Consider the following 26889-nt stretch of genomic DNA (forward strand, 5'->3'; position numbering starts at 1 on the left):
CATCCCTTCGTGAACATGCCATGCCTTTTTCCTTCACATTTAAAATAGAGGATAGGTGACGCACGTCATGTTCGTTACAGACAAACACCCGCAGGATTTACAGCTTTTTTTGGATAAACTGGGTACGCGCCTGCAAAAAACGCCACAAAAAGGCTCGGTTGCCGACTATATTCCCGAATTGGCCCGCGTGGACCCCAATCAATTTGCCCTCAGCATTTGTTTTAATGACGGACGGCAATTCAGCACGGGGAATTCCACCACCAAATTTTCCATTCAAAGCATCTCCAAGGTCTTTACCCTTGCCATTGCCTTGGGGCGGTTGGGCGATAAGCTGTGGCAACGTGTGCGCAAGGAACCATCGGGCAATCCGTTCAATTCCATCATTCAACTGGAAACAGAACACGGCATTCCGCGCAATCCCTTCATTAACGCCGGGGCCATTGTTACCACCGACAGTATCCTGAGCGGCAGCACCCCAAAAGAAGCCTTGGCGGAAATCCTGATGTTTGTACGCGCGGCGGCCTCAGATGACGATATCTATATTAACGAAGCCGTGGCGAAATCTGAAAACCAGACCGGACACCGCAATTACTCCCTCGCCCATTTTATGAAATCTATGGGGAATATTGAAAATGATTGCGATTGCACATTGGGCACGTACTTTCACCAATGCGCCATTGAAATGAGTTGTGAACAACTGGCCCGCGCCGGGCGTTTTCTCAGTGGCGGTACTGATAAACATCATATGATCGACAAACAAAGGGTGCGTTCCATCAATTCCTTAATGATGACCTGCGGCCATTACGATGGGTCGGGTGAATTCGCCTATCGTGTCGGCATTCCCGGTAAAAGCGGTGTCGGCGGCGGCATCCTCGCCATCGTGCCCAATCAGGCCTCTATCGCCGTCTGGTCCCCGGGCCTTGATTCATGCGGAAACTCCCTGCTCGGTACCCAAGCCCTGGAAGACCTCTCCACCCACTACAACTGGTCCGTTTTCGGCGGCCCGGCCTGAATGTTTTTTTCGTGCGAAGTCGTTATGGTTTTGTATTAAAATAAACAGAACACCGCCGAAGCATCGCCTGTGATGAGATAGACGTCCTTATAAAAATCACATATATACTCAAGCCTTCGCGTATTGTCATAGGCTTACTTAGAGCACATATGTTTCTGAATTTTTTGTAAACTCTCTGCAATATCATGCACACCTAAACGCCGTGGCACATTCGTTCCTAAAAATTGCTTAACGTCGATCGTCGTTTTCTTGTTAATTATTTTTTCATTAATCCCTTTATAAGTTAACTGGATTTCGAACGGTTTAAGATAAGGTTCGCTTGCAAGAACCTGAATAATGGCAAAGAAATTTATGTACTTTTCCCCTTGAGGCAAAGTATTTAGTGGGGTTCTTCCTGTATGATTTCCAACAGCCACCCCGTTTGCTTTAAAATTATCAATATCATTCTTAAAAATGAAATTGACATCAAATGCTGGCCCTTGACCAACGTTTGCAATGATAAAATTAATAGCGCCATTCCCAGATTGATCCGGTGAAAGGTAAGCAACAACATGTGGTTCCGTTGAGGCTTTACGCATCTTTGTATTTTCATTGGCAAGCTTTATTGTCAAAACAGAAATCACAGCAGTAGCAGCAGCCGATACTAGCGCTGAAACCGTAGCTGGATTGGCTATAAGCCAATCTAAAATATTCCACATATAAAGACCCTTATATAGTTTACGTTTTACTTAGAGCTTATATATCACACAATAACGTAAACATTCAAAAATAGAAAAGATATAAATTACAACAATCTTTATTTGCAAACGCAGTTTTCAGTTTTAATTTAGAGGATTTTAGACTAAATACAGGCAAAATAATACGTCACCATCCAATCTTTTTTACAGCCTCACGTATCTTTTAAGCCAATATTTTCTGCCATTGTTGAAAGCCTGCACCGTGTCCAACCAAATGCCAAAGTCTAGCAATACACCCAGAAAACAGGGGAAGGTAGACCGCAGGCTGTCCGTGGCACCGATGATGGAATGGACGGATCGTCATCAGCGGGTCTTTATGCGGGGGTTGACCAAGCAAACGTTGCTCTATACCGAAATGGTTGTCGCACCGGCGATTATTTTCAGCAAGGACGGACCCGGGCGGTTTTTGGATTACAGCGATATTGAGCACCCCATTGCCCTGCAACTGGGCGGTAGTGATCCGGCGCAGTTGGCGCAATGTTGTAAAATCGCACAAGAATGGGGTTATGACGAGTTTAATTTGAACGTTGGCTGCCCCAGTGATCGGGTCAGTGCCGGGCGATTTGGCGCCTGTTTGATGGCGGAACCTGATTTGGTGGCTGATTGCATCAAGGCGATGCAGGATGCCAGTGATATTCCCGTCACCATCAAACATCGGATCGGGATTGATGATCTGGATAGTTATGAATTGCTCTGTACCTTTATTGAGCGGGTGGCGCAAACCGGGTGCGAAACCTTTATCATTCATGCGCGCAAGGCATGGCTGAAAGGCTTAAGCCCCAAACAAAACCGGGAGATCCCACCCCTGCGCCACGATATCGTGCATATGGTCAAAAAAGATTTCCCACATCTTGAGATTATCCTCAACGGTGGCATTCAAACGGTTGAAGAAGCCGCCAGCCATCTGGACAAAGTTGATGGTGTGATGATCGGACGGGCGGCTTATGAAACGCCCTACATCATGGCAAATGCCGACCAGTTGATTTATGGCGACACGCGCCCTGTGATCACCCGTGAAGAGGCCCTTGCCGCCTTTCTGCCTTATGTCGATGACAAAGTTGCAAATGACGTCTATGTCCGGCATATGGCGAAGCATCTGTTTGGCCTGTTCCAAGGGGAACGCGGGGCCAAAGCATGGCGACGTTACCTGAGTGAACATATGTTCCACCCCCACGCCAACGGCGATGTCATTCGCCAAGCCGCCCGGTTGATTGAATAAGCCGGCTTTCCACTTGAAATGATTCTAAAATGCAGGCAATATGTGCCAAAAATTTTAGAAAGAACTACTCGTGCCCAAGAAGATCGACTGGAATGAGAAACTCAGTACCGAGATTCTCAGCCTCGATGAACAACACGCTGCGCTTTTCCAGTTGTTCAACGAGTTTATTGACGCGATGGAAACAGGTTCATCGCAAACTGTTCTCGTTGAACAGTACACACACATCATAAGCGAAACACTTAAACATTTTGCTTATGAAGAACAGATTATGAAAAATATCGGCTTCCCGGAATATAGCGCCCACAAAGAACATCACGAAATTCTGCGCCAAGATGCTGATTTGATCCTCACGGATTTGCAAGACGGGAAAGACGGTGCTGAGCTCTCACCGTCCGTCAATTTCCTGCGCGCCCTGATCGTCAAACATATGGTCGAAAAAGACTTAAAAATCCGTGATTACATCAAGCAGGGCACTTTGTAACCCTTAAAGACGATTACTTCTTGCAATAAAAATCCGCGATATAAGGGAATTCATTTTTCCCGGACCACTGTGCGAGTTCAAGTGGATTTTGGCCTTGTGCAATTTGCTTGGTCGGCAATACCGCAACGATATCTTTCTCGCAATTTACCAGCACCGTCATATTCAATGTTTCCTGATGTTCCTGCATCATAACGGTTGCCCCCATGATGATTTCAGGATGTTCTTCGTTGGTGCGTGTTTGCGTGGTATCGGCTGCAATAAAATGTGAAACGCGCGGCACCAGATAGGTCCACGGTTCAAAGATGGAAGAGAAACGATATTCTTTTAACACAACAACTTCGGGCGGAAAGGCCGCCGCCGTGCGATCCCCCCATGTGTAGCGCATGTAAGCGTTGAAAGTGAGTAAGGAAATCCCGGCCAGCATCGGTAAAACAAACTTGGGCAGATCAACACGTAAATAACGCGAAATCGCCCAAACAGGCCCACAAACAACCGCAACCAAACAAAGCGCAATAATAATATCCCACATAGGAAAAATCTTTTCTCGTTCTTAAAAAACTAGGTCTGAGAAAATGCGCAGAAAGTAGAAAAAACTCAAGCTTTTCCTATCAAATTCGCTACTTTTTCAACGATTTTTGAACATAAGTTCACGTAGCATCAATTTTTCACCCTTCGCCGCCTTATGCGCGGCTTGGGCAAGGAACAATTCACCGGAGGCAACCGCGTCCACCAAAGCGTTATGTGCCCTGTAACGTGGCAAATTATACGTTTCGCGCGCCTTCGCCAGCCTGAGAACACCGCCATCAATCGGCTGGTTGCGTTGTAAGCGGTTGCGTTTTTCAAGCTCAAGCGTATCCACCGCCCGTGTCAAAAGCGGATATCCATAGAGCCGTTCACACGCAATATTCAGAAAACCCAGTTCAATCGGTGCATGATGGGCCAGCAAAACCCGCCCGGATAAAGCCATCAATACATGCGGTAAAACATTTTCCAGTGGCTCGGCCTCGGCCAGACGGTCATCCGTCAGGCCATGCACAACAACCGAATTTTCTGGTAAATCTCCTGACGGGCGAACCAAATAATGTGCAGATTCAGATAACACAACATTTTGATCGACAATAGGCGCAAAACCAATACTGAGGATTTCATCGGTATGCGGGTTTAATCCGGTCAGTTCCAGATCAATGCACAGATATTCCAGTTCCCGGTAATCAGTCTCCGGCCAGGGGATCGGTTTTCGATAAAATTGTTTCATCGGCCCTTCCGGCATCTTGAGTAGATACCATTCACGACGCAGGTCCGGGCCGAATATTCTTTTCCACATAACAGTCGTCTCTTAGAGCAAATCCCGAGCAGGTTATCTCAACCTGCACCGACGCATTTGCATTAAATTAAAATGTTCTAGGTATAGGCAGAAGCTAAAGCCGACTGCATGGTTTTCACCACATTGAAAGCATCCTTTAGATGGTTGCGTTCAAAATGCGACATATCATCCGGTGGCATAAAGTTATCCGCTTTTTGCGAATTGCGGATTTGTCTAGCTTGGTGGCGCAAACGCGTAATACTAATGAATTCCAGCGCATCCAACAAATCATTTGCACCCGCTTGACTAATGATTTTCTTTTCAACAGCCGCTTTCAAGCGATCTTCGGTATTTACCTCGCTCAATCCCGCATCCAACGCATAGGTCCGTGCAAGATCAATAATCGGCACAACCCCATTGTGTTTGAGATCGAATGTGTGATCATTTTCCCCCCCGCGAATAAGGACAAAATTCTTGAAAAAGCCAAGCGGCGGTTGGTGTGTCAAAGCGTTGCCCGCCATGAAAGACAGGAAAATACGATTGCCGGTGGCTTTTTTCAGAACGAATTCACGCAAGTTCGTATAGAGGCTTTCATCCCCATAAATACTGCGCATATCGAAAAAGACACTCGACAGCATCAGGGCTTCGGGTTCCGGTGTATCGATCCACTTGGCGAAATATTTTTTCCACTGCGATAAAGGTTGGCGCCATTTATCATTGGTCGCCATCACGTCCCCCGGACAATAGATGTACCCACAATCATTTAAGCCATCACTGACGAATTTCGAAAGATTGCGGAAATACTCCCCATGCAGGGTTTCGTCGTAGCTGTCATGCAAGACCAGTCCGTTATCCTGATCGGACAACGCGGTCTGTTCATGGCGTGCTTCGGAACCGACAACAATCCATGAATAAGGTATAGGTGGTTCGCCGAATTTCTCTTCTGCCAGTTGCAACAAGCGTGTGGCGATTGCATCGGTAACGGTTGAGACCACATGGCCGATATTATGGGCACTCGCCCCGGTATCCACCAAATTCATCACCATTGCCGGGACCTGTTTCACAACCTCGCGCAAGCCGGCGATACTGTTGCGTTTATAAATATCGCCCACCAGATAAACCATCGACGTCGTTTGTTTTTGAATAATATTTGTCGTGGTGACAACGCCCGCAACCTCACCATTATCAATAATTGGCAAATGGCGAATATTGCTCCGCGACATCGTCAGCAAGGCATCAAAAAGATAATCATCAGCCTGAATGAAAATAGGATCGGTTGTCATAATTTCAGACAAGGGGTGATCGTAGGCAATGCCCTTGGCGACCACCCGGTTGCGTAAATCCTTGTCCGTAACGATCCCGATCAATTTCCCGCCATCCGTTACCAGAAGGCAGGAAACCCCCTCTTTGGACATTTGCTGGGCGGCCTGTTGGATGGTCACATCGGCAGATGTTGTCACCGGGGCGCGTTTCAACATGTCGCGGACCTTTGCCGACATCAACCCCATGCCGTTTTCACCACCTGTTTCCGCCAATTCACGTGCAGAACGCAAACGATCCCCCCCCATCGGGGAGAAAAAGAATGCGAATTGCGGATAGGCTTCACGCAAGCGGTCAAATTCCGTTACCGGCATCAAATACAGCAGGCTGTCCTCAATCGCTTCACAGCGGTTTACCGCAATGCCACCGCGCAAAATCGCGCGTACACCAAAACATTCCCCTTCCGACAAACGCGCAAGCAGATTGCCTTCCGGGTCTAATGTTTCAACGGCGCCTGTGCGCACAACCCACAAGAATTTATTCTCTTCACCCGGTTCGAACAAAACAGTTCCCCGTCGGGCATAACGAACCTCAATGCTTTTCGGCAGTTTTTCCAACGCCTCTTGCGGCAACAGATCAAAAGGATGATGTTGTTTTAAAAAATCCCGGATCTCAATAAGTTCAATGTCCATATAGTGCCCCCTACAACATGGAAATAATACCAAATTTCATACGGTCTGGTATGAGTTTGTTGTAGATTGAATTCTTTCCCACCATTCGTCAAGCGATACCCTATCGGATCGGATATGCATTTTATGAATATGGAGAATAAAAATAAAAAACGGGCCCTGCCAACAGCAGAGCCCGTCTTAAATTGTGGTCTATTCAGACAACTAAAATAAAATCTTAGTGGTCTTGAGCAGCACCCGCACCTTTCGGGATACGAATGTCTTCAACCATGTGCTCGATTTCTTCCGGAACCGGCTCAGTCATGTTCATTACGATGAACGCAACCGCAAAGTTCAGGATTGCACCAACTGTACCGAAGGCTTCCGGAGAAATCCCGAACAGGTGGTTCGCAGGCGTGTTCGCCAGCATGTTTGTCCCCGGAATAAAGAACCAACCTTTGAATGTAAAGATATATACCAAGGTGGAAACGATACCCGTTGTCATACCGGCAATAGCGCCTTTGTTGTTCATCTTCTTGGAGAAGATACCCATCATCAGAACCGGGAAGATAGAAGATGCCGCCAGACCGAAGGCAAGTGCCACGGTTTGTGCCGCAAAGCCCGGAGGATTCATACCCAGATAACCGGCCAGCAAGATCGCAGCAGCCATCGCAATACGCGCAGCCAACAGTTCTTGTTTTTCAGAAATTTCAGGCATGAAGGTAGACTTCAGCAAGTCGTGAGAAACGGCAGAAGAAATTGCCAACAACAAACCAGCCGCTGTGGACAGGGCCGCAGCCAAACCACCGGCAGCAACAAGGGCAATGACCCAGTTCGGGAGTTGCGCAACTTCCGGGTTCGCCAGAACCATGATGTCGCGGTCAACCTTAACCATTTCGTTGCCTTTCCAGCCCCAAGCTTCGGCTTTCGCAGCAAATTCCTTGTTTTTCTCATTGTAGTACTGGATTTTGCCGTCGCCGTTTTTGTCTTCAAACTTCAGCAAGCCAGTGGCTTCCCAGTTTTTAAACCAATCCGGACGTTCAGCATAGACCAAGTTACCGTCGGGCGATCCAACTTCACCAGTTTGAATAGCGTTCATCAGGTTCAAGCGAGCCATAGCACCAACCGCCGGAGCTGTTGTGTAAAGCAACGCAATGAAGACCAATGCCCAACCAGCAGACGCACGCGCATCACGGACTTTCGGTACCGTGAAGAAACGAATGATAACGTGCGGCAGACCCGCTGTACCGATCATCAGGGAGAACGTGTAGAAGATGATATTCATCGTTCCACCCTTCTGCGCGGTATATTCCGCAAAGCCCAAATCAGTAATAACCTGGTTCAGCTTCGTCAACATCGGTGTGCCGTCTTCCGTACCGGAGAACAGACCGACTTGCGGCAGCGGAGAGCCCGTCAGGTTTAAAGAAATAAACACAGCCGGTACAGTGTAAGCGGAAATCAAAACGCAGTACTGAGCGATCTGAGTGTATGTCACACCCTTCATACCGCCGAGAATAGCGTAAACCGCAACGATTGCCATACCGATCCACAGGCCAGTTACGAAATCCACTTCCAGGAAGCGAGAGAACGCAACACCAATACCTTTAACCTGACCGATAACGTACGTAACAGATGCCACGATCAAGCAAACAACCGCCGTTACACGGGCAGAGGTAGAATAGAAACGGTCGCCCACGAATTCCGGCACCGTATATTTGCCGAATTTACGCAGGTACGGTGCCAGCAACAGGGCCAAAAGCACATAACCGCCTGTCCAGCCCATCAGGAAGATGGACGCATCATAACCCATGAACGAGATCAAACCCGCCATGGAAATAAAGGAAGCCGCAGACATCCAGTCTGCCGCCGTGGCCATACCGTTGGCCACCGGGTGTACACCGCGACCCGCAGCATAAAATTCACCCGTTGTGCCAGCCTTGGCCCAAATTGCGATACCAAAGTAGAGCGCAAAAGAGCCGCCCACAAAGATATACGTAAGAGTTGTAAGATCCATTTAAGTCATTCCCCAGACGATTATTAGTCTTCGCGTACGCCGAAATCAGCGTCAATTTGAGCCATTTTCTTGGCGTAGATCGCAATCAAAGCCAAGAAGACGAAAATTGACCCTTGTTGTGCAAACCAGAAACCCAGTCCAACACCACCAAACGGTACCATAGCATCCAGCGCATCACGCAGGAGAATACCAAAGCCATAAGAGCAGATTGCCCAAACAACAAGCAGCCAAGTCACGAGACGAATATTAGCCGCCCAATAACCTTGTCCATCATGTGTACTCATTTAAAAAAAGCCTCCCCTACAGATCGAGAGTGTCCGCCACATGGAAAGCAGCGGTTTATTGTTACAAAAAATTATTTTACGACAACTTTGTTACAAAGTAAGCGCCGTAACCCGCAATTTTGTACCTTAGAAAAACACCTCCGGTCCAGTCATCAATGCAAAAAAAATTGAGAAATCTTAAAATATTGTACGGTAATGAAACAACTTTTTGCAGATGCGAAGAAGTATTCTAATTTTAGAAATTTCCACAAACTCTATAGTTTCCGCCGAGATTGATCAAAGTCAATTAAAAAGCAGAGGAACTCTCACGTTTCTGGTATTACCGACTATTTTTTTTGCATTGTGCAACGCAATATGCGTTTTTTTCATGCCTGATTTCCGAATCTCGCATAGCTTTCACATCAGAATCTTTGCGAAACCACGGAAACCTGCGTTATCTGGAACGAAAAAACGGTCAAACCTGAATTGGATTTGACCGCTTTCTCAGCAATTTAAAATCGATTCCATCATAATGATACAATCTAAAAGGATTTTTATTCCTCCGTTCCCGCATTCCGAACAGTCTCAAGGAAGCTGCGAACCTCTCCGTCCAGACCGGCAATGGCATTGCTCATATCCGAAATAGAGACTTGTAAATCTTTCGCTTGTTCACCTGTTCTCATCGCCCCTTCACGTACCATTGAAATGGTTTGGGTAACCTCTGCCGCACCTGCCGCCGCTTGCTGCACGTTATGAGAAATCTCCTGCGTGGCGGCACCTTGTTCTTCAACTGCGGAGGCAATCGTCGCCGCGATTTCATTCACATTCAAAACCGTGGAAGATACCGTTTGAATAGCCACGGCCGTCCCTCGGGTCTCGGTCTGAATAGAGGCAACCTGTTGGGAAATTTCATCCGTTGCAAGCGCCGTTTGGTTTGCAAGATTTTTCACTTCGGTTGCCACGACGGCAAACCCTTTACCGGCATCTCCTGCACGGGCCGCTTCAATCGTTGCATTCAAGGCAAGTAGATTGGTCTGGGCCGCAATATCTGTAATCAAACTCACAACTTCGCCAATTTTTTCAGCTGCCGTCGACAAGCGTAAAACCATTTCATTTGCACGTTTAGACTCATCAACGGCTTCTTGTGTTGTCGAAGAGGACAATTGCACCTGAGAACTGATTTCATTGATAGAGGCGGAGAGTTCCTCCGCCGCAGAGGCCACAGCATGCGCGTTCGAAGAGGACTCTTCCGCACTGGCTGCCACAAGAACCGCTTGCTCCATAGATTGATCAGATGTATCCGACATCTCTTCTGAATCGTTTTTAATCCGCGTCGCCGCCGCATTGATCAGCGCGATGGTCTTGCCCAATGTTTCCTCAAGGTCTGCCGCCATTTTTGCCCGTTCTTCGGCCCGTTGCTGACTGGCCTCGCGTAACGCACGTTGCTGGGCGGCCTCCATTTCCTGCATTTTTTTGGCATCATCGCGGAACACTTCCAAGGCCGTATTGATCTCGCCAATTTCATCCTTACGACGTCGCCCTGTGACAGTCACTTCGAAATTGCCATTTTTCAATTCGTGGATAATACCAACAGAGTTTTGAAGTGGTTTTCTAATAATAAGCTGCCCCAGAAACAGTAGAGAAACGCATAAAACAATCACCAGCACAACGGCAATCACAATCATATTTAACGCGATCCTGTCGGCACTTGCCGTCAAAGTTTCAGTCGGGATCTCCACTTCAATATACCACGGAGTCTTCACATCCATAATCGGAATGGGCAAAAACAAATGGTGTGCCGACCCGATTTCTTCGATCACAACATCTGTACCTGTCATTTTCTTTACAGCCGCAACCTGTTTGGCATCTTTATCATCCAGATCTTTACCCACTTTTGCTTTATCCGGATGGGCAACCCATTTCATCTTGTTTGAAATCACAGAGACACGGCCCGTCCCCATAGGATGTAATTTAGCAAACGCAGCGGCCATATCATTAACCGCCATATCCACACCGATCACACCGATGGGTTTTCCCGCCTCATCCAAAACCGGATAAACAAAAGACGGAAGAAGAATATCAACACCATCAATATTGTACATGACGGGATCAACCACAAACGGCTGTCCTGTTTTTAACGGGATGTTGTAATAATCCCCCGTCGGGTCTGAGGGGTCCACATCCAGACTGGTCAAATAGTAAGGCGTTACACCACCACCAAAATTATAAAAATAGGTCGCATAGCGACCCGTCTTTACGTTATGCGGTTCTTTACCTTGATAATCCGCATCGCGCCCATCAAACGCATTTGGTTCGAACCCAGCCCAAGCCCCTGCAATTTCGGGATGCATTTTCATCGTATCTTCTAAAACAGCATCATAGGCAGAACGGTTATCAACCCCTGAGCGCCGCATCGCCATAAATGTTTTTTGCAATTCTTTCGCCACCAACATGGCGCTGTCCAATTGCAATTTTACATTTGCACTCTGCGTTCGACCGATATCTGCCGCATCGGCCAAAGCAAGATCCAATGTTGCTTTGGACGCTTGATTGGTTGCTATTGTAATCCCAACGATCAAACAAAAAGACACGATTAATGACGAAAGAGCGGCCATTTTTCCGCCCAAAGACAAGCGATCCCACATCACATAACATCCCCAGCTCTTAGATTTTAATTATAAAATTATTAAAACACCGAAACAAAGTTATCACAAGTAGAAAAAGCTCCACCTAAAAACCATTGAATGATTATCACTGTATTTCAACTTTTTTCCTTTCTTTCCCCTTTCCTGTTTGGCGGCTTCATCGTATAAAAAGAATTCAGGGGTATTCGTCATAAAAAGCAAATCACGGACCGGAGCGTAAATACAAAGTGGCATCAAACCATATGCAGCATAGAAAGAAGCGTAAAAAAGCGCAGGATGTACAGAATTCTGCCCTAATGCCTCTTTATGCCGCGTTGGATTTAGGCACCAATAACTGTCGGATGCTGATTGCACGGCGCACCCGCCAAGGATTTCGGGTTGTAGATTCTTTTTCACGCATCACCCGACTGGGTGAAGATGTGGCCCAAAGCGGCCGTTTGTCCGAAGACGCAATGGAACGGACTGTCAAAGCCTTGTTGGTCTGTGCCAAAAAAATTCAAAACCGCAATGTCACTTTTGTACGCTCTGTTGCAACAGAAGCTTGTCGGCGTGCAGAAAACACCCTTGATTTTCTCAATCGCGTTGCGGAAGAAACCGGACTGGATCTGGAAGCCATAAACCCGGAAGAAGAAGCCAATCTCGCCCTTGCCGGATGTGCTTCTCTCCTCAGCCTTGAAAAGCCCAAAGCTCTCGTCTTTGACATTGGCGGTGGCAGTACGGAAATCATGTGGATTGAGCTGGACCGTCTGGGGGATCCACATGTGGTCGATGTGATCTCTCTGCCCATCGGGGTTGTGACGGTTTCCGAAGAATACGCCCACGCCGAAGAAGTCACACAAGAAAGCTATCAAGCCATTCAGGATCATGTCATAAAGGAACTGCGGGCCTTCAATGAACGCAACGCGATTTCACATGATGTGGCAAACGGCATGGTCCAAATGCTGGGAACCTCAGGCACAGTCACCACGCTTGGCGCCATTCATCTAAAACTACCCCGTTATTTACGGTCCAAAGTTGATGGGATGAGCCTGCCGTTTGACGAAATCCATCGTGTGTCCCAGAAGTTGGCCGTGATGAAATGCGATGAACGCGCGGCACACCCTTGCATTGGGACCAGTCGCGCCGATTTGGTCATTGCCGGGTGTGCAATTTTGGAAGCCTTATGCAAACTTTGGCCTGTTGGGGAACTGACGATTGCAGACCGCGGCATTCGCGAAGGGATCTTACTTAATCTGATGCGTGCACAAGAATAGGCGCAAAAGCCCTTTATTTCTGTTATAAAGAAGATTATGTAAGAGACGCGAGCGGGTGATAATGCCCATCGACAACCCCAGACGACGTAAAGTGCCCCCATGTCCCAAAGCAAGAAGTGGAAAACCGTTCAAGCCAAACGCGATAAAACCGTGCGCGTTAAAACTGCGCGTGGACGCAAGCTTTCTTCCACACGCTGGCTGCAACGCCAACTCAATGACCCTTACGTTCAAGAAGCCCACCGCAAAGGTTATCGTTCCCGCGCGGCCTTTAAGCTGATTGAGCTGGATGACCGATTTGAATTTTTAAAACCCGGTCAAAAAGTCGTTGATCTGGGATGCGCGCCGGGTGGTTGGACACAAGTCGCCGCAGAACGTATTGATGCCGAAAAAAATCCGAACGGTCATGTCATTGGCATTGACTTGCAAGAAGTCGAAGAAATTCCCGGTGCAACCCTGCTGGTGGGTGACTTTATGGACAATGACGCCCCTGATCGGCTGAAAGAAGTCATCGGCGGGCCTGTCGATGTGGTCTTGAGCGATATGGCAGCCTCTGCCAGCGGACACCCGCAAACGGACCATATTCGGATTACAGCTTTGGTTGAGGCTGCAGCCTATTTCGCCGAAGAAGTCCTGAAACCAAACGGTTGGTTTGTGGCAAAAGTTTTGGCGGGCGGGGCCGATGCGGATTTGTTGAAACAACTTAAACTGCAATTTCAAACGGTTCGCCACGCTAAACCGCCGGCAAGCCGCAAGGATTCATCAGAAACCTATTTGGTTGCCAGCGGTTTTCGCGGAAAGAACACCTTCAGCGACGCATCCTGATTACGGCCTAATTTCGGGCGAGATCGTCAATCCCCCGTGTAAAGGCCCCCAACCCCTGACTACGCAACGGAACAAAGGGTTTGGATTGTTGCGCACAAATTCGTTTAATTTCACGCGTGGCTTCGTGACTGACGCATGTGACCGGAAACATGACGGCATCAGCCTGTGCAACAATGGACTGCAAACGCGCCTGACCATCGTGCAAACCGCCGTCGTGGTGCAAGAATTGCCCGTTTTTCTTTTCTACATAGTCACGGAAGAACGCGGCTTGCTTGGTCTGCCCGCCGATATAGGCAATGCATCGACCACAAAGGTCTTCCCCGCCGGGGCAGCCTTGTTCTTTCATGCAGGCATTCTTTTCCAATGACAGGAGTTCCTGTTCCAATTCAAGAATACGTGCATCCTTAAATGAAAGTGCCGCACTGGTTTCTTTATATTTCAATTCCATTTCCAGCATGCGGGCCTGACTTAAATCGGCACGGTCCGTTTCTTGAAGGACCCGCGCGGTCAGACAATCAATTCGTTTCTCAAGGCGCGCGACAGAATGCCCTTCCTGTTCCGCCAATAACATCGCCTCAAGCTCATCACTGCGGCTGGCCTTGGCTTGCGCATCGGAAAGTTCCCGTTTTAAATTACCGATAAGATGGTCGCGCTTGTCGATGGCTTTGCGATGATTTTTATTGAGATCCTGCATATCATTTTGCATGACCGTAATCGTGGATTTTAAGTCTGCAATTTCACGATGATCAGCCCGATTGCTAGCCCCTTCCAGATGCGACAACATATGAACCTCACCATATACTTGCGCCAGCAATTCATGGGAACTCGCCTGATGGGTCATCACCGCCCAAAATGGTCCGGGGATATAGCCCCGTTCAAACGCATCCCGCCAAAGAGCTTCGACATCTTCCGATGTTTTTGCTTTGGCAAATGTTTTGATTGTGCGGGCGTATTTGCGTTCCAAAAACTTGTGCAGAACACGCCCGACCCCTTGGGAATAACGTGCATTGCCCACCATAAAGCCATGCAGTTTATAATCCGCACTTCGCCCATCGTAAGCCGGTGCCTTACATTTTTGCCCCAACTTGCGCAATTCATCATGCGAAATGCAGGTGCCAATCACCGAACAATGCCAATGAACATCCAATTCCCAAAGTTTACGGCGTTTGGGGATCATCTTTAGCTTCGTCTCGAGCATCAAATCGGGTTTATGCAAATCGCACATCGAAAACTCCATAACAGCATTTGGAAATCTTGGCTGTCGAATTGTCCGGGCCTTACATTTTGGGGAGAAGAAGAAACCAAAACACAAGGCCCGGACGATCGTTTCACAGCATCCCGTGCTCGGGACACTTAAAACGTTATTAATAATCATTATCATTTGCAAGAACTATTTTCGGTTTATTGAAAAAAAGTTTGCTGCGCTGCATGAATCTTGTGGAATGTTGGTAAGACCTGTGTATATATAACGCGCCAAATCCAGACACCCGATATCCATGGAGATGGCCGTGACTATTAAAGAAGCTTTGACCTTCGACGATGTATTGCTTATTCCCGCTGCATCAGACGTTTTGCCCGCCACAGCAAACACTTCCACAAACCTGACAAAAGGCATCAAGCTGAACATTCCGCTTGTCTCTGCTGCAATGGATACGGTCACGGAAAGCAGCATGGCGATTGCCATGGCCCAGTTTGGCGGCATCGGTGTCATTCATAAAAACCTTGAGATTCCCGAACAGGCTTCCGAAGTTCGCAAAGTCAAAAAATTCGAATCCGGTATGGTCGCCGATCCACTGACCTTCCCGCCGGATGCAAAACTTGCCGAAGTCATGGCGAAAAAAGAAGAAGTCAAATTTTCAGGTTTCCCGGTTGTTGAACGTGGCACAGGCAAACTGGTCGGGATTATTACCAACCGTGATATGCGTTTTGCCGAAAATCCCGATCAACCCATTTCGGAATTGATGACCAAGGAAAACCTCGTCACCGTCAAAGAGGGTGTCTCCGGTGAAGAAGCCAAACGCCTGCTTCATCAAAACCGGGTTGAAAAGCTGTTGGTCGTTGATGATAAATATCGCTGCATCGGTCTGGTGACCGTACAGGATATTGATAAGGCTGCGACACACCCCCTCGCCTGTAAAGACGAACATGGTCGCCTGCGCGTCGCCGCAGCAACCGGCACAGGCGACAGCGGTTGGGAACGTTCCGTTGCCCTGATCGATGCCGGTGTGGATGTTTTGGTTGTTGATACCGCCCACGGTCATTCCAAAGGGGTGATCGAACAGGTTGCCAAAATCAAAAAACATCATTCAAACGTTCAGGTGATCGGCGGCAACATTGCAACCGGTTCAGCAGCACAAGCCCTGATTGACGCTGGTGCAGATGCCGTCAAAGTCGGTATCGGTCCCGGTTCCATTTGTACAACCCGGATCGTTGCCGGTGTTGGTGTTCCACAATTAACCGCAATTATGAATGCGGTTGAAGTCGCTGCAAAACACGGCGTTCCGGTTATTGCAGACGGTGGGATCAAACATTCCGGTGATATTGCCAAAGCCATTGCCGCCGGGGCAAGTTGTGTGATGGTGGGATCTATGCTCGCCGGTACGCACGAAGCACCGGGTGAAGTCTTCCTCTATCAAGGACGTTCGTACAAATCCTATCGCGGTATGGGGTCTATGGGTGCAATGGCGCGCGGTTCTGCAGACCGTTATTTCCAGGCCGATGTCAAAGACGACATGAAATTCGTCCCCGAAGGGATCGAAGGCCGCGTCCCTTACAAAGGCGAAGCATCTGCCATTGTTCACCAGATGGTTGGCGGTTTGCGTTCCTCTATGGGCTATACCGGCAATGCAACCATTGAAGATATGCGCACCAAATGTGAGTTTAACCGCATTACAAACGCGGGCCTGCGCGAAAGCCACGTTCACGATGTCACCATCACACGTGAAGCGCCAAACTACAGCGGTTCAAAATAAGAATTAAGTGCATTCTAGTTGAAGACAGACTAAAAAGTTTGCGATACTCTGAACCCCTGCATTTGATGCAGGGGTTCTCTTCTTTCAGAACGGATAAGAATAAATGAAACCGGCAGCGCGCATCCAATCGTCCATTGAACTGATGGACGAAATTCTCAAAGGCATAAAACCTGCCGACACCCTCATTGCCGATTACTTCAAAATCCGTCGTTATGCCGGTTCCAAAGACCGTCGCGCCGTAAACACTCAAATTTACAACATCCTGCGCAACCGTGCCAAACTCGGTTGGCTTGCCCAAAAAACAGATTTGGAACCAAATGCAGAAAATCTGGTTTTTATGGATTGTGTACTCAACGATATGGATGTGAACGACCTGTTCAACGGGGAACAATATGCCCCGGCCAAACTGACAAAAGAACAAGTCGAGGCCCTGCCCGTTCTCGCCCAATTGGACCTTGCAAGCGCGCCCGACCCCATTCGTCTGGAATATCCCGACTGGATGGATAATGAATTACGGATTTCCTTGGGCGATGATTTTGAAACATGCCTTCAGGCACTCAATGCAGAAGCGCCGCTTGATCTGCGGATTAACAGCTTGCACCCTGACCATGACAAAGCTCAGGACTTGCTGAACAAACAAAATATCGACACAACGACGACAGATTTTTCCCCCTTGTGTCTGCGTTCTGCAAAAAAAGTCAAACTGGGCGGTGTTCAGGCCTACAAGGACGGTATCGTTGATATTCAGGATGAAGGATCCCAACTTATCGCCTTATTGAGCGGGGCCAAAGGCTGTGACCTGGTCATGGATTTTTGTGCCGGCGCAGGGGGCAAGACATTGGCTCTGGGTGCAGACATGGCCAACAAAGGCCATCTATACGCTTTAGATATTTCATCAAAACGTCTTTATAAAATGCGTCGTCGGCTGGAACGTGCCGGGGTGACAAATGTCATCCTGCATCCCATACAAAATGAAACCGACCCGTGGTTAAAACAATTTGAAAATCGTGTAGATCGTCTGCTGATTGACGCCCCTTGTTCCGGGGTTGGTGCATGGCGACGTTCACCGGAAAGCCGCTGGAAGATGACACCGGAATTACTGGCTGATCTGGAAGGACGCCAGCAGCGCATCTTGCAAAACGCGGCCCATTTGGTCAAACCGGGTGGGCGCATGATTTACGCCACCTGTTCTTTACTCAAACGAGAAAATGAAGATCAGATCGAACGTTTTCTCAATGAAAACAAAAACTTCAAACTCCTGCCCATTTCACAAGTCTGGGCGGAGACATTAACAACGCCCTGCCCGTTTGAAGGGAATTTCATGTCCATGCGCCCCGATCAACATCAAAGTGACGGATTTTTCTGCGCTGTGTTGGAACGTCTGTAATGGAATTTCTCAGCTATGAAACGCTCGGCCTGCTGTTTTGTGTGGCCTTAATCGCAGGCTGGATTGATTCGATCGCGGGCGGTGGCGGACTTATTGCCTTGCCTGCCTTGCTTGGGGCGGGCCTTTCCCCGGCGCAAGCCTTAGCCACCAACAAATTGCAAGGCAGCTTCGGTACCTTCGCTGCCACAATGAATTTTTATAAAAAGGGACACCTGAATCTTAAAGAAATCTGGCCGATGATCGTCATGACCTTCATCGGGGCCGCGTTGGGCACATTGGCGGTTCAAGCAATTGATGCGTCTTTGCTGATTGACGTCATTCCCTTTTTGCTTGTTGGCATGGGCTTTTATTTTTTACTTCAGCCACAAATCGGCACACAAGATCGCAAAGCACGGATCGGCGTTTGGGCCTATGGCTTGTTTTTCGGGTTTTCCATTGGCTTTTACGACGGTTTCTTTGGGCCCGGTACCGGATCTTTCTTTGCCGTGGCTTTTATCACCATGATGGGGTTCAACATTTTAAAAGCCACGGCCCATACCAAAATTCTGAATTTCACCAGTAATATTGCGTCCCTGCTTTTTTTCATTTTGGGTGGGCAAATGGTCTGGGTGGTTGGTCTGGTCATGGCGATGGGGCAGTTGGTCGGGGGCTACCTTGGTTCGCATATGTCCATGAAACATGGTGGCAAAATTATCCGTCCCTTGTTGGTCGTTATCAGCTTTGCCATGACGATCAAACTGATCTGGTCATCACCTGATCACATAATCCACCAATGGGTTGTGACTTTATTCAATCTGTAAAATCCGCTTCACTTCCTTCTGAGATGCTTCCAATATCTCGTCACTCAGGCTTTCGTCTTCTATCGCGCGCGCCAATGTGACCGACCCGACCATCAAGGATAAGGCCGTTAATCCATTTTCACGCGATGACTTGCCACCGATCAACCATCGCGAAAAACGGTCCACCAAACGGCCAAGGACTTTGCGTGGTCCTGAACCAAAACGCGCCGCTTCCTGTGTCAAGGCTGTCAGCGGACACCCCTGATCCGGGTAATCCCGATGCCTTTTTGAAATATAAAAATCCACGATCATCTGTCGCATGACTTTTTCGTCATTGATGCCTTCTTCTTTCAGTCGATTGATCGTTTCAATCGCCAACGTTTCAGACAGGGCTTCGACCAACAAATCGTCTTTCGATTTAAAATGGGCATAAAAACCGCCCCGTGTCAGTCCGGCTTCTGCCATGACCTTGTCCACACTAGCCCCATCGTAGCCATCACGTTTCCAAAGTTTACGTGCCGCCAAAACAATGCGTTCGCGTGTTTTTTGCTTATGTCCTTGCGGATAGCCCATAACTCAACCTTTCCCGGCACAATGACTCGACTCTTTCCAAAATATGTTATACATCATATCTAAATATGACGCTTATCATATTTAGATCAACAAGACCGGAGAAAATAAAATGACGCCCCCCCAACTTTTTGTAACCCCCGTTTACGCGATCATCCTGACAGTGATGTTGATCTTGTTAAGCGTCCGTGTCATCAAAGCGCGTTGGCGTCATCGTGTATCCTTTCACGACGGCGGGGTTGACGAGTTAACCCGCGCTATTCGATCACATGGAAACTTTATCGAGTATGTTCCCTTATGCCTCCTTCTAATGGCATTGAGTGAGCTAAACCATGCGCTCGATTGGACACTCTATGTTGTTGGGACGATTCTGTTACTGGGCCGCCTGCTTCATGCCATTGGTGTGGGCAAAGCGATCTTGAAACTCCGGGTTTACGGTATGGTTCTGACGTTTACGGCCTTAATCGGTGCGATAATTGTGCTGATCACCACATTTTTTAACGTCTAAGCAATAGACTGCCTATTGTGGGGGCGGGGCGCATGATGTATGTTGCGCCCTCCTTCAAGACCATAATCTGGTGGCCCCATGACCGATCGCATTCTTATTATCGACTTCGGATCTCAGGTAACACAGCTGATCGCGCGCCGCGTGCGTGAAAGCGGTGTCTATTCTGAAATTCACCCGTTTAATTCCATTACCGACAGCTTTCTGGACGACTATAACCCAAAGGGGATCATCCTCTCTGGTGGTCCGGCATCCGTAACTTGGGCAGAATCCCCGCGCGCGCCTGAAAAAGTATTTGAAATGGGCATTCCTGTTTTGGGTATCTGCTATGGTCAACAGACCATGATGCAACAACTTGGCGGGTTGGTCGAAACATCCGATCACCACGAATTCGGCCGCGCCTTTGTTGATATCAATAAAGACTGTGCCTTGTTTGATGGTGTCTGGTCTGTCGGTGCCAAAGAACAAGTCTGGATGAGCCACGGTGACCGCGTCACCAAACTGGCCCCGGGTTTTGAAGTTGTCGCAACCTCAGAAGGCGCGCCTTTTGCCGCCGTTGCCAACGAAGAAAAGAAATTCTACGCCGTTCAGTTCCACCCCGAAGTGGTCCACACACCGCACGGCGCGCAACTCATTCAGAACTTCACACACAATGTTGCGGGATGTTCCGGTGACTGGACAATGGCGGCCTTTAAGGATCAAGCCATTGAAGCCGTTCGCAAACAAGTTGGAAATGGCAAAGTCATTTGTGGCCTATCCGGTGGTGTCGATAGCTCGGTCGTTGCCGTTCTCTTGCATGAAGCCATTGGCGAACAACTGACATGCGTTTTCGTTGACACAGGCTTTATGCGCATGGGCGAAGCCGAAGAAGTTGTGACCCTGTTCCGCGATCATTACAACATCAAATTGATCCACAAGGATGCCTCCAAACTGTTCTTCGATGCCCTTGGCGATGAAATCGATCCAGAGAAAAAACGCAAAACCATTGGCGGTTTGTTCATCGATGTGTTCGAAGAAGAAGCCAAAGCGGCAGGCGGGGCCGACTTCTTGGCCCAAGGGACTCTATATCCCGATGTGATCGAGTCTGTTTCCTTCACGGGCGGGCCGAGTGTCACCATCAAATCCCACCACAATGTCGGTGGTTTGCCCGAACGCATGAACATGGATCTGGTTGAACCGTTACGCGAACTGTTCAAAGATGAAGTCCGCGAACTGGGTCGTGAATTGGGTCTGCCGGAAAAATTTGTCGGTCGCCACCCCTTCCCCGGTCCGGGCCTCGCTATCCGTATCCCCGGTCAACCCTTAACACCGGAAAAATGCGATATCCTGCGCAAAGCCGATGCCATCTATCTGGAAGAAATCCGCAACGCTGGCCTCTATGATGCCATCTGGCAGGCGTTTGCCGTCTTGCTGCCCGTTCGCACCGTCGGTGTCATGGGCGATGCCCGGACATACGATTACGTCTGTGCGCTCCGCGCCGTAACCTCCACCGACGGCATGACCGCAGATTACTACCACTTCGACCACGAATTCTTGGGCCGCGTGACCAACCGCATTATTAACGAAGTGCGCGGCATTAACCGCGTGGTCTATGATTGCACCAGTAAACCACCGGGAACCATTGAGTGGGAATAAGAGGTTTTAAGGGGTTGGCTTCGGTCAGCCCCTTTTTTTAAGGTGTGGGAAGCAAGATTTAACCTTTTTTAGGTAACATAAAAAAACGCCCCCAAGTTTCCTTGAGGGCGTTTTGATTTAGATATTCGGTCTAACAAACGGTTAGCTCATGATTTTATCACGGAGCAATTTGTTTACGACACCCGGGTTGGCTTTGCCTTGGGTGGCCTTCATAACCTGACCGACGAACCAGCCGAGCATTTTATCTTTACCGCCACGGATTTCTTCAACTTTATCCTGATTGGCTGCCATAATCTCATCGATAGCGGCTTCAATCGCGCCCGTATCGGTGATTTGCTTGAGGCCTTTTTCTTCGACGATCTTTTCAGGATCACCGCCAGTTTCCACCATGATTTCGAAGACGTCTTTGGCAATCCGGCCTGAAATGGTATCGTTGGAGATCAATTCAACCAGTTTCCCAAGATTGGCTGCGCTGACCGGGCTATTCTGGATCGAAACGCCTTGTTTGTTCAGTACCGCAAACAGGTTGGTAATCACCCAGTTTGCCGCCAGTTTGGTATCGCGACCCTTGGCCACTTCTTCGAAATAATCGGCTTTTTCTTTTTCTGCGACCAGAACGGAAGCATCATAAGGGGACAAGCCCAGTTCGTTAATGAAGCGGTCTTTTTTCTCGTCCGGCAGTTCTGGCAGGGTTTTTCTGATATTTTCCACAAAGCCTTCCGGCAAAACCAACGGCAGCAGGTCCGGGTCCGGGAAATAACGATAATCGTGCGCGTGTTCTTTGGAACGCATGGATCGTGTTTCACCCTTGCTTGGATCAAACAGACGGGTTTCCTGCACGATCTCACCACCGTCTTCGTAGACTTCAACCTGACGGGCGGCTTCGGCCTCGATCGCCTGCATGACGAAACGAACGGAGTTGACGTTTTTGGTTTCTGTACGGGTACGCAGGCCTTCTTCGCCCACTTTGCGTACAGATACGTTTACGTCACAGCGCATGGAGCCTTCGTCCATATTCCCATCACAGGTTTCCAGATAACGCACGATAGAACGCAGTTTGCGCAAATAAGCACCTGCTTCTTCCGGTGATGTCATATCCGGCATGGAAACGATTTCCATCAAACAGACCCCTGCCCGGTTCAAGTCGATCAAGGACTTGGTCGGATGTTGGTCGTGCTGGGATTTACCGGCATCAATTTCCATATGCAGACGTTCGATCCCGACTTCTTTGGTCGCGCCATCTTCCAAATCCAGAATCATGGTGCCTTCGCCGACAATCGGCTTGTCAAACTGGGAAATTTGATAGCCCAGCGGCAAATCGGCGTAGAAGTAGTTCTTACGGGCAAAGACAGAATATTCGTTGATCTTCGCCTTCAGGCCCAGACCCGTACGAACAGCCTGTTCAATACATTTTTCGTTAATGACCGGCAACATGCCCGGCATGCCCGCATCCAAAAACGCGACATTATGGTTCGGTTCTGCGCCGAAAGTGGCAGAGGCACCGGAAAATAACTTCGCGTTGGAAATGACCTGACAATGGACTTCCAGACCGATCACCAATTCCCAATCGCCTGTTTCACCTTTGATAATGTAAGCCATATGAGTTACGCCTCCAACATCTTAGGCTTGGCGCTGAATGCAGCGGCCTTTTCCAATACATCTGCGGTACGCAGGACGGTTTCTTCATCAAACGGACGCCCGATCAGTTGCAGCCCCAACGGCAAACCGCTGGCGGACAAACCTGTCGGAACCGAAATGCCCGGCAGGCCGGCCAAAGATGTCGGTACGGTAAAGACATCGTTCAGGTACATTTTTACCGGATCGTCTTCATTTTCCCCAATCCCGAATGCTTCGGACGGGCAGGTCGGTGTCAGGATCACATCGCACTGTTCATAGGCTTTTTCAAAGTCTTGCGCGATCAAGGTGCGGATTTTCTGTGCCTTGGCATAATAGGCATCGTAATAGCCCGCAGACAGAACATAAGTACCGATCATAATGCGGCGTTGTACTTCTTCACCAAAGCCCTGTGCACGGGTTTTCATGTACAGGTCATCCAGGTTTTTCAACTCCCCTTCTGCGCGGTGGCCATAACGCACACCATCATAACGCGCGAGGTTGGAAGAAGCTTCCGCCGGGGCAACGATGTAATAAGTTGCCAGCGCATATTTTGTATGCGGCAGGGAAACATCCACCACTTCGGCACCGGCATCTTTAAGCATCTCTTCGCCTTTTTTCCAAAGCTCCAAGATCTCCTGCGGCATGCCGTCCACTTTATATTCTTTCGGGATACCGATTTTCAGACCTTTGATATCGCCACTGAGCGCAGCCTCAAAATTCGGTAAATCAACGCGGGCCGATGTGGAATCATGCACATCATAACCTGCCATAGATTGCAGCATGATCGCCGCGTCACGAACCGTTTTGGTCATCGGACCAGCCTGATCCAGCGAGGATGCGAAAGCCACAATGCCCCAGCGCGAACAACGACCATATGTCGGCTTCAACCCAACAATACCGGAAAAAGACGCTGGTTGACGAATGGACCCACCCGTATCGGTGCCTGTTGCCGCCAAGGCCAGACCGCCCGCAACCGCTGCGGCAGATCCACCGCTTGACCCACCGGGCACAAGATCTTTGCCGACATTTTCGCCCCACGGGTTCTTTACAGAACCGAAATTGGACGTGATGTTGGCAGAACCCATTGCAAATTCATCAAGGTTGGTTTTGCCCAACATGACCGCACCGGCTTTTTTCAAATTACCGGAAACCGTGGCTTCATAAGGCGGAATGAAATTATCCAGAATGCGTGAGGCGGCAGTTGTGCGCACCCCTTCGGTACAGAACAGGTCTTTCATACCGATTGGCAGACCTTCCATCGCACCTGCATCACCAGATTTAATCTTGGCATCACTGGCTTGTGCTCGTTCAAGTGCCAGTTCCGGCGTTTCGGTAATAAAGGCGTTCAGGTCTTTATGTTTTTCCATCGCGTCGATGTGGGCTTTGGTCAGCTCCACCGCGCTGAAATCACCGGCTTTCAGGCCGTCGCGGGCCTCTGCCAGTGTTAAGTTTGTTAATTTCGTCATGTTTATTCCACCACCTTGGGAACGAGATAACAATGATCGGTCTGATCCGGTGCATTTTTGAGAACCAAGTCCGGCTGGTCGCCGCTTGTAACCTCGTCCTGTCGCCAGTGCAGCGTTTGTGCAGCTACGGATGTCATCGGCTCTACGCCGTCGGTGTCAACTTCTGAAAGTTGTTCAACCCAATCAAGGATTTTGGTCAAGTCTTGAGCCAGCGGCTCCAGCTTTTCATCGGCCACTTCGATGCGTGACAGAAAAGCAATGTTCTTGACGGTATCTTTGTCTAATGCAGACATGACGATTTCGTCCCTTATCGACCCGCCAATGCGGGCTTACAAAAAAAGTGAAAGTTTGAAGCGCGGAAAGTAGCACTGGAAAGCATGCAAAACAAGGGGTAGTGTAGAAGAAAGTCACGAAACGGAGCTTCTTGCCTCCAGAGCCGAATAAAACGAGTTTCAGATGCCCCTGTCTGCCGCCCTTCTACAAACCCTGCACTCTATTGTAGGCGATAAAGGATTCACTACAAACCAAGGTGAAATCGCCCCTTACTTGCAAGAAAGCCGTAACCGTTTTCAGGGGCATTGCGATGTCTTGATCTGCCCTAAAAACACACAAGAAGTCGCAGAAGTCCTTGCCATTTGTAATGATGAAAATATCCCGGTCGTGCCCCAAGGTGGCAACACAGGTCATTGCGGCGGGGCTGTCCCGCAGGGTGGCATTTTACTCAATCTATCGCGTCTCAATAAAATTCGCCAATTGGATGCCCTTAATGCAACCATAACCGTTGATGCCGGATGTATTTTGCAAAATGTCCAATTAACAGCAGACAAGGCCGATCTTTATTTTCCGCTGTCCCTTGCGGCAGAAGGCAGTTGTCAAATCGGTGGAAACCTTGCAACGAATGCTGGCGGCATCCATGTTTTGCGTTATGGCAACATGCGCGACTTGGCCCTTGGGCTGGAAGTTGTGCTGCCGGACGGGCAAATCTGGGATGGCTTACGGGCCTTGCGCAAGGACAACACCGGATATGATTTGAAACATTTGTTTATCGGATCGGAAGGCACCTTGGGCGTTATTACCGGCGCTGTTTTGAAATTATTCCCCAAACCCAAAGCCCGCGCCTGCGCCTTCGTTGCCAGCGAAAGTCCGGGGCATTTGATGGATGTCTTTGCCTATATGCGGGACTATTTTGGCGAACAGCTTTCGGCCTTTGAAATGATGCCGCGTTTTGGTCTGGATTTGGTCTTGAAACATATCACAGGAACGACAGACCCGTTTACCACCGCTTACCAATGGTATGGTGTTCTTGAAATTTCGACCTCCCGCCCGAATACAAATCTGCAAAATGAATTAGAAGAGGCTTTACATCCCTTGTTTGATCGCGGTTACATCCAAAATGCCGTTATTGCACAGGATTTAATGCAGGCAGAAAAAATATGGGCCTTGCGTGAAAGCATGTCGGAGGCCCAAAAACGCGAAGGCGGTTCGGTGAAACATGACATTTCCGTCCCGGTTTCCCATATCCCTGATTTTCTGGCAGAAACTTCTCATGCTGTTTGTAATGTTGTTCCCGGCAGTCGTATTTGTGCCTTTGGTCATGTCGGGGACGGCAATATCCATTTCAACATCTCTCAACCTGAAACAATGGAAAAAGCTGCCTTCCTGACCAACTGGGAAGCCTTTAACGAAATCGTCCATGAAATGGCTGAAAAATATGAGGGATCATTCAGCGCCGAACATGGGATCGGTCAGTTAAAAATCAACGAAATGGACCGCTTTCGAGGTGGCGTTGAACTGGACAGCATGCGTCTCGTCAAACGTGCCTTCGATCCAAATAACATTATGAACCCCGGCAAGGTGGTTAAGCTTTAAACACTTGCGAGAACGTGTTCGGCTTCCTCTTTTTCCCGATAGAAAAAGGTGCGGATTTTAGCGACGCTTTCTTCACATAACACATTTACTAAATCACCCAGCATCGGGCGTGCATTATCGTCGCTGACAATATGCATATCCAACGTTGATATCCTGTTTTTATGCATTAAGTCCAAAACGCTACGAAATTCAGCAAGCCCCATCACAGCAGGTCGTCCACGCACATCAACCAAGACGCGCACGTTTTCACATCCCGCGTTTGACCTGAAATGTGCCGCATAAAAATCTAAAAAATCGCACGCGCGGGCCCCCTCCAGCATGACAAGCTGAGTATATTTTTCCTCGGCTGTTACAATCAGTTTAACCGACATCACTTACCCGCAAATTACCAAATCTACACACACGTATGGCG

General features: G+C 48.8%; 24 protein-coding genes. 11 read left to right on the plus strand and 13 right to left on the minus strand.

Going from position 1 to position 26889, the window contains the following annotated elements; translation table 11 throughout:
- The first annotated feature begins 67 nt into the window (after nucleotides 1-67).
- Nucleotides 68-1012, plus strand: a complete 945-nt coding sequence (locus ACN0VA_RS07495; RefSeq protein ID WP_417820551.1) for a glutaminase — start codon at nucleotides 68-70, stop codon at nucleotides 1010-1012.
- A gap of 134 nt (nucleotides 1013-1146) precedes the next feature.
- Here the strand turns inward: ACN0VA_RS07495 and ACN0VA_RS07500 are convergent, their stop codons facing one another.
- Nucleotides 1147-1710: a hypothetical protein gene (locus tag ACN0VA_RS07500; protein ID WP_417820552.1), complete on the minus strand. Its 564-nt coding sequence runs from the start codon at nucleotides 1708-1710 to the stop codon at nucleotides 1147-1149.
- Nucleotides 1711-1963: 253 nt separating this feature from the next.
- Between ACN0VA_RS07500 and dusA the strand changes: the two genes are divergently transcribed.
- Nucleotides 1964-2968 (plus strand): tRNA dihydrouridine(20/20a) synthase DusA, encoded by a 1005-nt coding sequence (gene dusA / locus ACN0VA_RS07505; RefSeq protein WP_417820606.1) that lies wholly within the window; start codon nucleotides 1964-1966, stop codon nucleotides 2966-2968.
- Nucleotides 2969-3038: 70 nt separating this feature from the next.
- Complete coding sequence (locus ACN0VA_RS07510; protein ID WP_417820553.1) at nucleotides 3039-3449, plus strand: bacteriohemerythrin; 411 nt, start codon at nucleotides 3039-3041, stop codon at nucleotides 3447-3449.
- A 13-nt stretch (nucleotides 3450-3462) separates the two neighbouring features.
- Here ACN0VA_RS07510 and ACN0VA_RS07515 read toward each other — a convergent pair whose 3' ends face one another.
- The 6 genes from ACN0VA_RS07515 to ACN0VA_RS07540 form a co-directional block, all read right to left on the minus strand.
- A complete protein-coding gene (locus tag ACN0VA_RS07515; protein WP_188662789.1) occupies nucleotides 3463-3978 on the minus strand; it encodes a hypothetical protein in 516 nt (171 codons plus the stop codon).
- A gap of 96 nt (nucleotides 3979-4074) precedes the next feature.
- Entirely contained in the window at nucleotides 4075-4773 is a 699-nt protein-coding gene (locus ACN0VA_RS07520; RefSeq protein WP_417820554.1) for an exonuclease domain-containing protein, read from the minus strand.
- A gap of 77 nt (nucleotides 4774-4850) precedes the next feature.
- Nucleotides 4851-6704: a DUF294 nucleotidyltransferase-like domain-containing protein gene (locus tag ACN0VA_RS07525; RefSeq protein WP_417820555.1), complete on the minus strand. Its 1854-nt coding sequence runs from the start codon at nucleotides 6702-6704 to the stop codon at nucleotides 4851-4853.
- 214 nt (nucleotides 6705-6918) lie between these two features.
- On the minus strand, nucleotides 6919-8694 hold the full coding sequence (locus ACN0VA_RS07530; RefSeq protein WP_417820556.1) for a sodium:solute symporter family protein: 1776 nt from the start codon (nucleotides 8692-8694) through the stop codon (nucleotides 6919-6921).
- A gap of 23 nt (nucleotides 8695-8717) precedes the next feature.
- The gene (locus ACN0VA_RS07535; RefSeq protein ID WP_188662781.1) at nucleotides 8718-8978 is read right to left on the minus strand and encodes a DUF4212 domain-containing protein; all 261 of its coding nucleotides are present in this window, start codon (nucleotides 8976-8978) and stop codon (nucleotides 8718-8720) included.
- Between the two features lie 533 nt (nucleotides 8979-9511).
- The gene (locus ACN0VA_RS07540) at nucleotides 9512-11602 is read right to left on the minus strand and encodes a methyl-accepting chemotaxis protein (protein ID WP_417820557.1); all 2091 of its coding nucleotides are present in this window, start codon (nucleotides 11600-11602) and stop codon (nucleotides 9512-9514) included.
- A 242-nt stretch (nucleotides 11603-11844) separates the two neighbouring features.
- On the opposite strand from ACN0VA_RS07540, the gene ACN0VA_RS07545 reads away from it, so the two are divergent.
- Entirely contained in the window at nucleotides 11845-12855 is a 1011-nt protein-coding gene (locus ACN0VA_RS07545) for a Ppx/GppA family phosphatase (RefSeq protein WP_417820558.1), read from the plus strand.
- Between the two features lie 99 nt (nucleotides 12856-12954).
- Nucleotides 12955-13677, plus strand: a complete 723-nt coding sequence (locus ACN0VA_RS07550) for an RlmE family RNA methyltransferase (RefSeq protein ID WP_188662777.1) — start codon at nucleotides 12955-12957, stop codon at nucleotides 13675-13677.
- Nucleotides 13678-13684: 7 nt separating this feature from the next.
- Here the strand turns inward: ACN0VA_RS07550 and ACN0VA_RS07555 are convergent, their stop codons facing one another.
- Nucleotides 13685-14902, minus strand: coding sequence for a DUF2325 domain-containing protein (locus tag ACN0VA_RS07555; RefSeq protein ID WP_417820559.1), 1218 nt, complete (start codon nucleotides 14900-14902; stop codon nucleotides 13685-13687).
- A gap of 283 nt (nucleotides 14903-15185) precedes the next feature.
- Here ACN0VA_RS07555 and guaB point away from each other — a divergent pair, with 283 nt between their 5' ends.
- From guaB to ACN0VA_RS07570, 3 genes are all read left to right on the plus strand, one after another.
- The gene (gene guaB / locus ACN0VA_RS07560) at nucleotides 15186-16649 is read left to right on the plus strand and encodes an IMP dehydrogenase (RefSeq protein ID WP_417820560.1); all 1464 of its coding nucleotides are present in this window, start codon (nucleotides 15186-15188) and stop codon (nucleotides 16647-16649) included.
- Between the two features lie 103 nt (nucleotides 16650-16752).
- Nucleotides 16753-18036: an RsmB/NOP family class I SAM-dependent RNA methyltransferase gene (locus tag ACN0VA_RS07565; protein ID WP_417820561.1), complete on the plus strand. Its 1284-nt coding sequence runs from the start codon at nucleotides 16753-16755 to the stop codon at nucleotides 18034-18036.
- Nucleotides 18036-18836 (plus strand): TSUP family transporter, encoded by an 801-nt coding sequence (locus ACN0VA_RS07570; protein ID WP_417820562.1) that lies wholly within the window; start codon nucleotides 18036-18038, stop codon nucleotides 18834-18836. The genes ACN0VA_RS07565 and ACN0VA_RS07570 overlap by 1 nt, the downstream gene beginning before the upstream one ends.
- Here ACN0VA_RS07570 and ACN0VA_RS07575 read toward each other — a convergent pair.
- Complete coding sequence (locus ACN0VA_RS07575; protein WP_417820563.1) at nucleotides 18822-19388, minus strand: TetR/AcrR family transcriptional regulator; 567 nt, start codon at nucleotides 19386-19388, stop codon at nucleotides 18822-18824. The genes ACN0VA_RS07570 and ACN0VA_RS07575 overlap by 15 nt on opposite strands.
- 109 nt (nucleotides 19389-19497) lie before the next feature.
- On the opposite strand from ACN0VA_RS07575, the gene ACN0VA_RS07580 reads away from it, so the two are divergent.
- Complete coding sequence (locus ACN0VA_RS07580) at nucleotides 19498-19893, plus strand: MAPEG family protein (protein WP_417820564.1); 396 nt, start codon at nucleotides 19498-19500, stop codon at nucleotides 19891-19893.
- A 78-nt stretch (nucleotides 19894-19971) separates the two neighbouring features.
- A complete protein-coding gene (guaA, locus tag ACN0VA_RS07585) occupies nucleotides 19972-21525 on the plus strand; it encodes a glutamine-hydrolyzing GMP synthase (protein WP_417820565.1) in 1554 nt (517 codons plus the stop codon).
- Between the two features lie 141 nt (nucleotides 21526-21666).
- Here the strand turns inward: guaA and gatB are convergent, their stop codons facing one another.
- From gatB to gatC, 3 genes are read right to left on the minus strand one after another with little or no spacing between them, the layout of a single operon-like run.
- On the minus strand, nucleotides 21667-23124 hold the full coding sequence (gene gatB / locus ACN0VA_RS07590) for an Asp-tRNA(Asn)/Glu-tRNA(Gln) amidotransferase subunit GatB (protein ID WP_417820566.1): 1458 nt from the start codon (nucleotides 23122-23124) through the stop codon (nucleotides 21667-21669).
- Nucleotides 23125-23129: 5 nt separating this feature from the next.
- Nucleotides 23130-24608: an Asp-tRNA(Asn)/Glu-tRNA(Gln) amidotransferase subunit GatA gene (gene gatA / locus ACN0VA_RS07595; protein ID WP_417820567.1), complete on the minus strand. Its 1479-nt coding sequence runs from the start codon at nucleotides 24606-24608 to the stop codon at nucleotides 23130-23132.
- A 2-nt stretch (nucleotides 24609-24610) separates the two neighbouring features.
- The gene (gene gatC, locus ACN0VA_RS07600; protein ID WP_188666892.1) at nucleotides 24611-24901 is read right to left on the minus strand and encodes an Asp-tRNA(Asn)/Glu-tRNA(Gln) amidotransferase subunit GatC; all 291 of its coding nucleotides are present in this window, start codon (nucleotides 24899-24901) and stop codon (nucleotides 24611-24613) included.
- Between the two features lie 163 nt (nucleotides 24902-25064).
- Here gatC and ACN0VA_RS07605 point away from each other — a divergent pair, with 163 nt between their 5' ends.
- Nucleotides 25065-26477, plus strand: a complete 1413-nt coding sequence (locus tag ACN0VA_RS07605; protein ID WP_417820568.1) for an FAD-binding oxidoreductase — start codon at nucleotides 25065-25067, stop codon at nucleotides 26475-26477.
- Here the strand turns inward: ACN0VA_RS07605 and ACN0VA_RS07610 are convergent.
- Nucleotides 26474-26848: a hypothetical protein gene (locus ACN0VA_RS07610; RefSeq protein WP_417820569.1), complete on the minus strand. Its 375-nt coding sequence runs from the start codon at nucleotides 26846-26848 to the stop codon at nucleotides 26474-26476. The genes ACN0VA_RS07605 and ACN0VA_RS07610 overlap by 4 nt on opposite strands.
- Between the last annotated feature and the right edge of the window lie 41 nt (nucleotides 26849-26889).

Source organism: Terasakiella sp., from assembly GCF_048267425.1.
Lineage (GTDB): Bacteria > Pseudomonadota > Alphaproteobacteria > Rhodospirillales > Terasakiellaceae > Terasakiella.

Bases quoted from the DNA above. Each gene is read 5' to 3' on its own strand.
- ACN0VA_RS07495 (WP_417820551.1), top strand. From the start codon at position 68: ATGTTCGTTACAGACAAACACCCGCAGGATTTACAGCTTTTTTTGGAT.
- ACN0VA_RS07500 (WP_417820552.1), bottom strand. From the start codon at position 1,710: ATGTGGAATATTTTAGATTGGCTTATAGCCAATCCAGCTACGGTTTCA.
- dusA (WP_417820606.1), top strand. From the start codon at position 1,964: ATGCCAAAGTCTAGCAATACACCCAGAAAACAGGGGAAGGTAGACCGC.
- ACN0VA_RS07515 (WP_188662789.1), bottom strand. From the start codon at position 3,978: ATGTGGGATATTATTATTGCGCTTTGTTTGGTTGCGGTTGTTTGTGGG.
- ACN0VA_RS07520 (WP_417820554.1), bottom strand. From the start codon at position 4,773: ATGTGGAAAAGAATATTCGGCCCGGACCTGCGTCGTGAATGGTATCTA.
- ACN0VA_RS07525 (WP_417820555.1), bottom strand. From the start codon at position 6,704: ATGGACATTGAACTTATTGAGATCCGGGATTTTTTAAAACAACATCAT.
- ACN0VA_RS07530 (WP_417820556.1), bottom strand. From the start codon at position 8,694: ATGGATCTTACAACTCTTACGTATATCTTTGTGGGCGGCTCTTTTGCG.
- ACN0VA_RS07535 (WP_188662781.1), bottom strand. From the start codon at position 8,978: ATGAGTACACATGATGGACAAGGTTATTGGGCGGCTAATATTCGTCTC.
- ACN0VA_RS07540 (WP_417820557.1), bottom strand. From the start codon at position 11,602: ATGTGGGATCGCTTGTCTTTGGGCGGAAAAATGGCCGCTCTTTCGTCA.
- ACN0VA_RS07545 (WP_417820558.1), top strand. From the start codon at position 11,845: ATGCAGCATAGAAAGAAGCGTAAAAAAGCGCAGGATGTACAGAATTCT.
- ACN0VA_RS07550 (WP_188662777.1), top strand. From the start codon at position 12,955: ATGTCCCAAAGCAAGAAGTGGAAAACCGTTCAAGCCAAACGCGATAAA.
- ACN0VA_RS07555 (WP_417820559.1), bottom strand. From the start codon at position 14,902: ATGTGCGATTTGCATAAACCCGATTTGATGCTCGAGACGAAGCTAAAG.
- ACN0VA_RS07565 (WP_417820561.1), top strand. From the start codon at position 16,753: ATGAAACCGGCAGCGCGCATCCAATCGTCCATTGAACTGATGGACGAA.
- ACN0VA_RS07570 (WP_417820562.1), top strand. From the start codon at position 18,036: ATGGAATTTCTCAGCTATGAAACGCTCGGCCTGCTGTTTTGTGTGGCC.
- ACN0VA_RS07575 (WP_417820563.1), bottom strand. From the start codon at position 19,388: ATGGGCTATCCGCAAGGACATAAGCAAAAAACACGCGAACGCATTGTT.
- ACN0VA_RS07580 (WP_417820564.1), top strand. From the start codon at position 19,498: ATGACGCCCCCCCAACTTTTTGTAACCCCCGTTTACGCGATCATCCTG.
- guaA (WP_417820565.1), top strand. From the start codon at position 19,972: ATGACCGATCGCATTCTTATTATCGACTTCGGATCTCAGGTAACACAG.
- gatB (WP_417820566.1), bottom strand. From the start codon at position 23,124: ATGGCTTACATTATCAAAGGTGAAACAGGCGATTGGGAATTGGTGATC.
- gatA (WP_417820567.1), bottom strand. From the start codon at position 24,608: ATGACGAAATTAACAAACTTAACACTGGCAGAGGCCCGCGACGGCCTG.
- gatC (WP_188666892.1), bottom strand. From the start codon at position 24,901: ATGTCTGCATTAGACAAAGATACCGTCAAGAACATTGCTTTTCTGTCA.
- ACN0VA_RS07605 (WP_417820568.1), top strand. From the start codon at position 25,065: ATGCCCCTGTCTGCCGCCCTTCTACAAACCCTGCACTCTATTGTAGGC.
- ACN0VA_RS07610 (WP_417820569.1), bottom strand. From the start codon at position 26,848: ATGTCGGTTAAACTGATTGTAACAGCCGAGGAAAAATATACTCAGCTT.